At 49.3% G+C, this 6284-nt stretch carries 6 protein-coding genes and 1 pseudogene; 3 read left to right on the top strand and 4 right to left on the bottom strand.

Features of this window, described 5'->3' with window-relative positions:
• Positions 1-132: 132 nt before the first annotated feature.
• From FG166_RS04045 to FG166_RS09755, 3 genes and pseudogenes are all read left to right on the top strand, one after another.
• Complete coding sequence (locus tag FG166_RS04045; protein WP_003681917.1) at positions 133-843, top strand: hypothetical protein; 711 nt, start codon at positions 133-135, stop codon at positions 841-843.
• 78 nt (positions 844-921) lie between these two features.
• Entirely contained in the window at positions 922-1293 is a 372-nt protein-coding gene (locus FG166_RS04040; RefSeq protein WP_003681919.1) for a hypothetical protein, read from the top strand.
• A gap of 105 nt (positions 1294-1398) precedes the next feature.
• A pseudogene (locus FG166_RS09755) lies at positions 1399-2332 on the top strand (IS30 family transposase).
• A gap of 141 nt (positions 2333-2473) precedes the next feature.
• On the opposite strand, the gene FG166_RS04030 reads toward FG166_RS09755, so the two are convergent.
• The 4 genes from FG166_RS04030 to rbfA all read right to left on the bottom strand — a co-directional run bounded on the left by FG166_RS04030 (position 2474) and on the right by rbfA (position 6281).
• Positions 2474-3862, bottom strand: a complete 1389-nt coding sequence (locus FG166_RS04030; RefSeq protein ID WP_003681921.1) for a DHA2 family efflux MFS transporter permease subunit — start codon at positions 3860-3862, stop codon at positions 2474-2476.
• A gap of 114 nt (positions 3863-3976) precedes the next feature.
• Positions 3977-4942: a riboflavin biosynthesis protein RibF gene (ribF, locus tag FG166_RS04025; protein WP_003681923.1), complete on the bottom strand. Its 966-nt coding sequence runs from the start codon at positions 4940-4942 to the stop codon at positions 3977-3979.
• Between the two features lie 10 nt (positions 4943-4952).
• Positions 4953-5849 carry a tRNA pseudouridine(55) synthase TruB gene (truB, locus tag FG166_RS04020; RefSeq protein ID WP_021349103.1) on the bottom strand — a complete coding sequence of 299 codons (897 nt, stop codon included), beginning with the start codon at positions 5847-5849 and terminating at the stop codon, positions 4953-4955.
• A 69-nt stretch (positions 5850-5918) separates the two neighbouring features.
• On the bottom strand, positions 5919-6281 hold the full coding sequence (gene rbfA / locus FG166_RS04015; RefSeq protein ID WP_003681925.1) for a 30S ribosome-binding factor RbfA: 363 nt from the start codon (positions 6279-6281) through the stop codon (positions 5919-5921).
• Positions 6282-6284 lie beyond the last annotated feature (3 nt).

Here is a 6284-nt window from a genome sequence, read left to right as displayed (position 1 = left end):
ATCGAGGCAGGGATTTTTTGTGTGTGACAGGAATATTTATGTCGAAACGATTTAATCATTGATTATTATGGATTTTATATTGTCAGTTTACTATAGTGATTGGTAAGAAACTTTCTTGGGGGGAGAATTATTATGGATATTCCAGAATGGTCGGTATATTTTCCTGAATTAAAAAATCATAGTGATGCGTGCAAAAAGGCTTACCAATATCTTAAAGAAAATTGGAAAAAAGGTAACAAGATTAGATTAGATGATAAGAGAAGTTCATACTTATTCTATTTTTGTTATCAACTTAATGATCAATTCTTGACAAAAGGCACAAAGACTGAGTTAAAAAAAGTATCTTTAAGCTATCGAAAATTTTTAAATATGTATGGGGAAGATTTTCCTAAACTAAATTATTATGCAACTAATTGGATGATGCTTATGTCAAAAGTTATTGAGAGTGAGGATATCGGAAATAAGTGGCTTAACTATTACCTAGATCACATTTGTAATGATAGGAAGACTTTAAATGATTTAGGGACTCTTTTATACAAGAATGAGAAAGAGTACGTTCCTACTAAATATTTTGCAGATATCTTTCCCATTAAATCAAAGCTTTCCTTATTCGGACAAACATTTGAGGATGAAATAAGGCAGTTTATTGAGCAAAAACTAGATAAGCACTTTCAAAAATTTCATCAAAACTTTATTGCTGAATTTTCAAATGTAACAGAAACTATTCACACTATTCCAACAACAGATACTATTCAAGATGATGACATAGTACAATCCGATAGAGTAAAAGGTTATTTTTTTAAGGCTAATAGACAAAAAGTACAAAAATTTATTAAAGATTAAGAAAATGAATGGAGAAAAAATAACAATTTACCTGAAATTGGGCAAGGATGGATTCATGAATCAAAACTTTATGAAGAATTGAAAAAAACTTTCTACTTTTTAGAAGTAGAGCAACACGCACGTCCAAAATTTTTAAGAAGGCAACATTATGATGTCTATTTTCCAAAATATAAAATAGCTTGTGAGTATCAAGGTATTCAACATTTTAAGCCAGTTAGTTATTTTGGAGGGAAAACCAGCCTTGAATCTAACAAAGAAAGAGATGAAAGAAAAAGGCGTATTTCAAAATTTAATAATGTAAAGTTAATAGAAGTACTTCCGGATTATAATTTAGAGCATTTAGTGAATGAGATTAGTGATTACATAGGTATTGATACTCCTAAAATTCAGTGTATAGATGAAAAAGATTTACCAAGTATAGATAAGTTGAATAAATATGGTAGATTGTAAGATTAAATAGAATTCTACCCAGACGAAAAATTTGGATAGAAAAAAGGCAATGGACCCGGTATTGTTTTAAGTGACAAAACTATAAACAATAGGAGTCCATTACCCATGAGTCACATTTTAACATTATCGGATAGAACTGTCATCCAAACGCTGCTTAAGGTTGGTTACTCACAAAAACAAATTGCTAAAGAAGTTGGTGTAGCTCCTTCAACCATCAACTATGAACTAAAGCGCTGTCCTAAGGGATACTATGACGCTGATCAAGCTCAGGAAGACTGCGAAAAGAAGCTAACTCGCCGGGGGCGGAAAACTCTTCTAACAGAGAATTTAAGAGAATTCGTCCGTGGGATCATTCTCGAACAGCGGTGGAGTTTTGAAGTCATCGCGCATATTCTCCAAATGCCATTCAAAACCCTCTATAACTGGCTGGACAAGGGCTGGTTGGACATCAAACGCGAGGTCCTTCCAGACCACGGTGTGCGGTACCGAAAGAGCCACGATGGTCGTGGTCAGTACACACGTGGGGCGAAGTTTATCGACCAACGTCCGGACGAGGCTAACCTGCGTCAAGAGATTGGTCATTTTGAAGTCGATACCATCCTATCAGGAAAAACCAGGGGCGAGGTCCTAGCTACCTTTACTGATCGTAAGTCCCGACTAATGATTATTCGTCGTTTACCGGGACGTGATAAGTAAAGCTATGACTAAGGCAATCCTAGAGCTTAACGAGGAGTTGCGCGGCTTGATCAAGTCAATCACCAGCGATCACGGTAAGGAATTCGCAGGCTTCAAGGAAATTGAAGCCTACGGAATTGCCCATTATTTTGCCCACCCGTATGCGCCACATGAACGCGGAACCAACGAACGGTTGAACCGCGAGCTTCGGCTACACATTCCAAAGAACCAGCCAATTGAGAGCGTTACGGACGAAGAGCTGACCATGATCTCAAAGTACTTAAATTGGCGTCCCCGGAAATGTTTGGGATGGAAAACGCCACTCCAAGTCTTCTTTGGTGACTTGTCCGAAAAATTCGATTAATTGTTGCAATCTACCATTTTCATAAAAATAGCCTCAAAAGTCATCACTTTTTATTTCTTAAAGTGACAACTTTTAAGGCTATTGTACGGCAGACCTAGTGCCTAAATACGACCTGCCCGGGAAGTCATTTGCCATCCTCCTTTACCCGGCACTCACCGTCGGCCGGCCCAGTTTAAACTGGCTTTTGAGCCGCCCGGCGATCATCATGGCGGCCACCAAGAAGATAAAGCAGGTGGCAAAACCGGCCTGGATCCCAAAGAGGGTCCCCCGGTGGCCCCACTGCCCCATTAAGCCGACGACAGAAACGAGCACCGCCGTTCCCAGCGAGGCCGCTACCTGACGGATGGTGTTAAAAGTCGCTACCCCGTCTGGCACCAGGTCAAAGGGTAAGATCCCCAGGGCGTGGGTTTGCAGGGGGATCAGCATCGAAACCAACCCCAGCTGGCGCACCGCCTGAAAGAGCGCTAAGACCACCGGCCCACTAGCGGCGCCAATCGTAGCTTGAAACAGGGTCCCCGCTCCGTCCACCACCAGTCCGAACAAGACCAGCCGCCGCACCGACAAGCGGTCGTACAACCGCCCGCTTAACCGCGACAAGAACCCCGTCACTAGCGCCCCCGGCAGGATCACTAGTCCTGACACCAGGGCGCTTTTTTGTTGAACGTTTTGCACTAGGAGCGGCAATAAGATGGTGTTGCCAAACATGGTCGCCACGATCAACATGTTGATCAAGGTTGCCACCACGAATTGATCATAGGCCATCACCGAGAAGTTAATCAAGGGCGCCTTAACCCCGCGTTGGCTGAAGTAAAAGATGACTAACGCGATCGCCCCGACAACTAAGAGCCCCAGCACCTGCCAGGTCCAAAACGGGCTGGTCGAAACGTTGGATAGCCCCATCAGTAATGCCCACAGGCCGATTGAGACAATCGCCATCCCGCGGGTGTCGAAGTGGGGGTTTTCGTTGTGGGGGATCCGGGGCAACTGGATCACCGCCGCCACTAAGGTGAGTACGGAGAAGGGCACGATTACCAAAAAGAGCCAGCGCCAGGATAGGTCGTCTAGGATTAGCCCCGACACGGTCGGACCAATGATCGGCGAGAAGTTAAAGGCCAGTCCAATGATCCCCATGATCGTCCCCTTTTTCTTGGGTTCGGCGTAGCGGATCGCCAAGACGTTGACCAGGGGCATCATGATCCCCGCCCCAGCCGCTTGAACCACCCGGGCAATCACGACCGTCCAAAAGGTGGGCGCCACCGCTCCCCCCACCGTGCCGACTAAAAAGACCGCCGTGGCGATGATAAAAAGGGTGCGAAAGGACCAGCGCCGAATCAGGTAGGCCGATAACGGGATCATCATGGCGTTCGTTAGCATGTAGGCGTTGATGATCCACTGCACCGTCCCCTCACTCACGCTAAAGACCCGCATTAACTGGGGCAACCCCGTATTCATCAGGGTGGAACACAATAACCCAAAGAAGGTCCCAAAGACCATAATGACTAGTGACCGTGCAATTCGTTGATCCTTCAATTTTCTTCTCCCGCTCCTAAGTAACGATAATTTCTTAAATATACCACTTAGCCGGGAACAAAAAAAGGCCGGGTAGCCCACCTTCCCCGGCCTCTTTAATCTTTATAACGCTGACTAATTTAACGGCCCCGCCGGTAAGGTCGGGGGGTTCCTTAAGATCGCTAGCGAGTTGATTTGGTCGGCGTGGAGCTGGTCAATTAAACCATCAACGCCGTCAAACTTAATTTCGCCGCGCAACCGTTGTATCCAACTGACGGTGACGTGCTCGCCGTAAATGTTACCCTTGAAATCAAAGAGGTAAACTTCGATCGTCTTGTGCTTATTTTGCCCAAAGGTGACGTTGTAGCCCACCGAGGCCATCCCGCCGTACCAGTGGCCGTCAACCAAGAAGTTGACCGTGTACACACCCACGGCCGGGATCCGTTCGAGCGGGTTCCAGGCGACGTTGGCGGTCGGAAAGCCGATCGTCCGGCCCCGGGCCAGACCGTGAACCACGATTCCGCTGGTTTGGTACCGGTAGCCCAGGAGCTGGTTAGCGTCTTCCACCCGGCCCTGGTCAATCAGGTCGCGGATCCGGCTGGAGCCAATCTTTGCGCCCCTGGTTTCCTGTTTTTTAACCGTCACCACGTCAAAACGGCCGGCCGCGTACCCCGCCAAGCGGTCCATCGTGGCGACGTCCTTTTTGCCATAGGTGTGGTCAAAACCGGCCACCACCGCCACCGCGTGCATCCTGACTAGGTAATCGCTGACGAACTCTTCGGGACTCAGGCTGCCGAGTTTGGCCGTGAAGTCAACCAGGTAAACCAGATCGGCGCCCAGCTGTTCCAGCAGGGCCAGCTTCCGGTCAATGGTGGTCAGGTAATGGACCCCCTCTTCGTAGCGCTGGTAGACGATCCCCGGTAGCTTTTCGTAGGTCAAAACGGCTAGGGGGACCTGGCGGCGGACCGCCTCTTCTTTGGCCCGGGCGATCACCGCTTGGTGGCCGCGGTGAACCCCGTCAAAAAAGCCCATTGCGACCACTACCGGACCGTCCGGTACCTGTTGCTCTAATAGTGGATGGTGTACCTTTATTACTTCCATTGTCTTCCCTCTAACTATTCTTAAACATCTTTTCGGGTTGGTAGTGGCGCTCAACGTGCTTATAAACGGCCTTGGTGTCCCCTTGGTAGGTAACCACCACCCGCGGCTCTTGGGGGGTTACCTCGCTTTGCTTGAGCCAGCCACCGTTTTGAACGGCTTGCCACTGCTCAGCGTTGAGTGCCAGGTGGGGCAGGTCCTTGACGGCGTAATCAAGCGGGTACAAGTTGACCATCCCGCTCGCCGTGACCATGTCTTGGATGTCATCAAGGCTCAGGGTCTGATCCAAGGTGAAGCCACCCGACTTTAACCGGGTCAAAGACGACATCACCCCCGGGTAGCCCAACTTGGCGGCCAGGTCGACGGCCAGGGTCCGCACATACGTCCCCTTGGAGCAGGCTACCTTAAAGCGGACCCGCTGGACTTGCCGTTCCTGGTCGTAACTGGTGGCTAGCAGGGTGAACCGGTCGATCGTCACTTGGCGCTTAGGGCGTTCCACGGTTTCACCAGCCCGGGCGTACTCGTATAAGCGCTTCCCCTTGACCTTCACGGCCGAATACATCGGCGGCACCTGGGTGATTTCCCCGGTCATTTCGGCCATTTTTTCCGCAATCATTTCTCGAGCGATGGGCGCCGGCACCGGCTTTTGGTCGACCACTTCCCCATCGAGGTCTTCGGTGGTCGTCGCTAGCCCAATCGTCAATTCGCCGGCGTACTCCTTACCCGAGGCCATCAGGTATTCCACGGCCTTGGTGGCGTTGCCGATCGCAATTGGTAAGACCCCGTCCACGTTGGGATCCAGGGTCCCCGAGTGGCCGACCTTCTTGGTGTGTAAAATCCGCCGCAAGCGGGCGATGCAATCAAACGAGGTCATCCCCCGCTCCTTATAAAGTGGAATGATTCCGTCCATTGGTCTTCCTTTCTGCTCTATAAAAAAGGCCCCAACGTCCACTAAACGAACGCTAGGGCCCAACTACTATTAGAGCTCGTTATTTTTGTGAAGCTCGTTCAGCAGCTCGTCAATGCGACTCCCGTATTCAATCGATGGGTCGCGGACAAACTTAATTTCCGGTGCCTTGAAAATATTCAGGCGGCTCCCCAGCTCGCTGCGCACCAGCCCGGTCGCCTTATCCAACCCGGTTTGGGTTTTCTCGGCGTCCGAAGCCAGCTTCGACAGGATCGTGTAGTAGATCGTCGCTTGCTGCAGGTCACCCGTTACGTCAACGCCGGTCACCGTTACCCCGTTGACCCGGGGATCGCGGACCCGCTTTAAGAGGATGTCGTCGACTTCGCGCTGAATCTGTTGCGCGAGCCGTTCCACCCGGAATTGCTTATTCGACATGGC

This window comes from Limosilactobacillus fermentum, from assembly GCF_013394085.1.
Classification (GTDB): Bacteria; Bacillota; Bacilli; order Lactobacillales; family Lactobacillaceae; genus Limosilactobacillus; species Limosilactobacillus fermentum.
The sequence above is the reverse complement of the archived record's forward strand: the minus strand, read 5'-3'. Positions and strand labels throughout refer to the sequence as shown.

Coding starts and splice junctions, on each gene's coding strand:
- FG166_RS04045 (WP_003681917.1), top strand. CDS start 133: ATGGATATTCCAGAATGGTCGGTATATTTTCCTGAATTAAAAAATCAT.
- ribF (WP_003681923.1), bottom strand. CDS start 4,942: ATGGAAGTAATAAAGGTACACCATCCACTATTAGAGCAACAGGTACCG.
- truB (WP_021349103.1), bottom strand. CDS start 5,849: ATGGACGGAATCATTCCACTTTATAAGGAGCGGGGGATGACCTCGTTT.
- rbfA (WP_003681925.1), bottom strand. CDS start 6,281: ATGTCGAATAAGCAATTCCGGGTGGAACGGCTCGCGCAACAGATTCAG.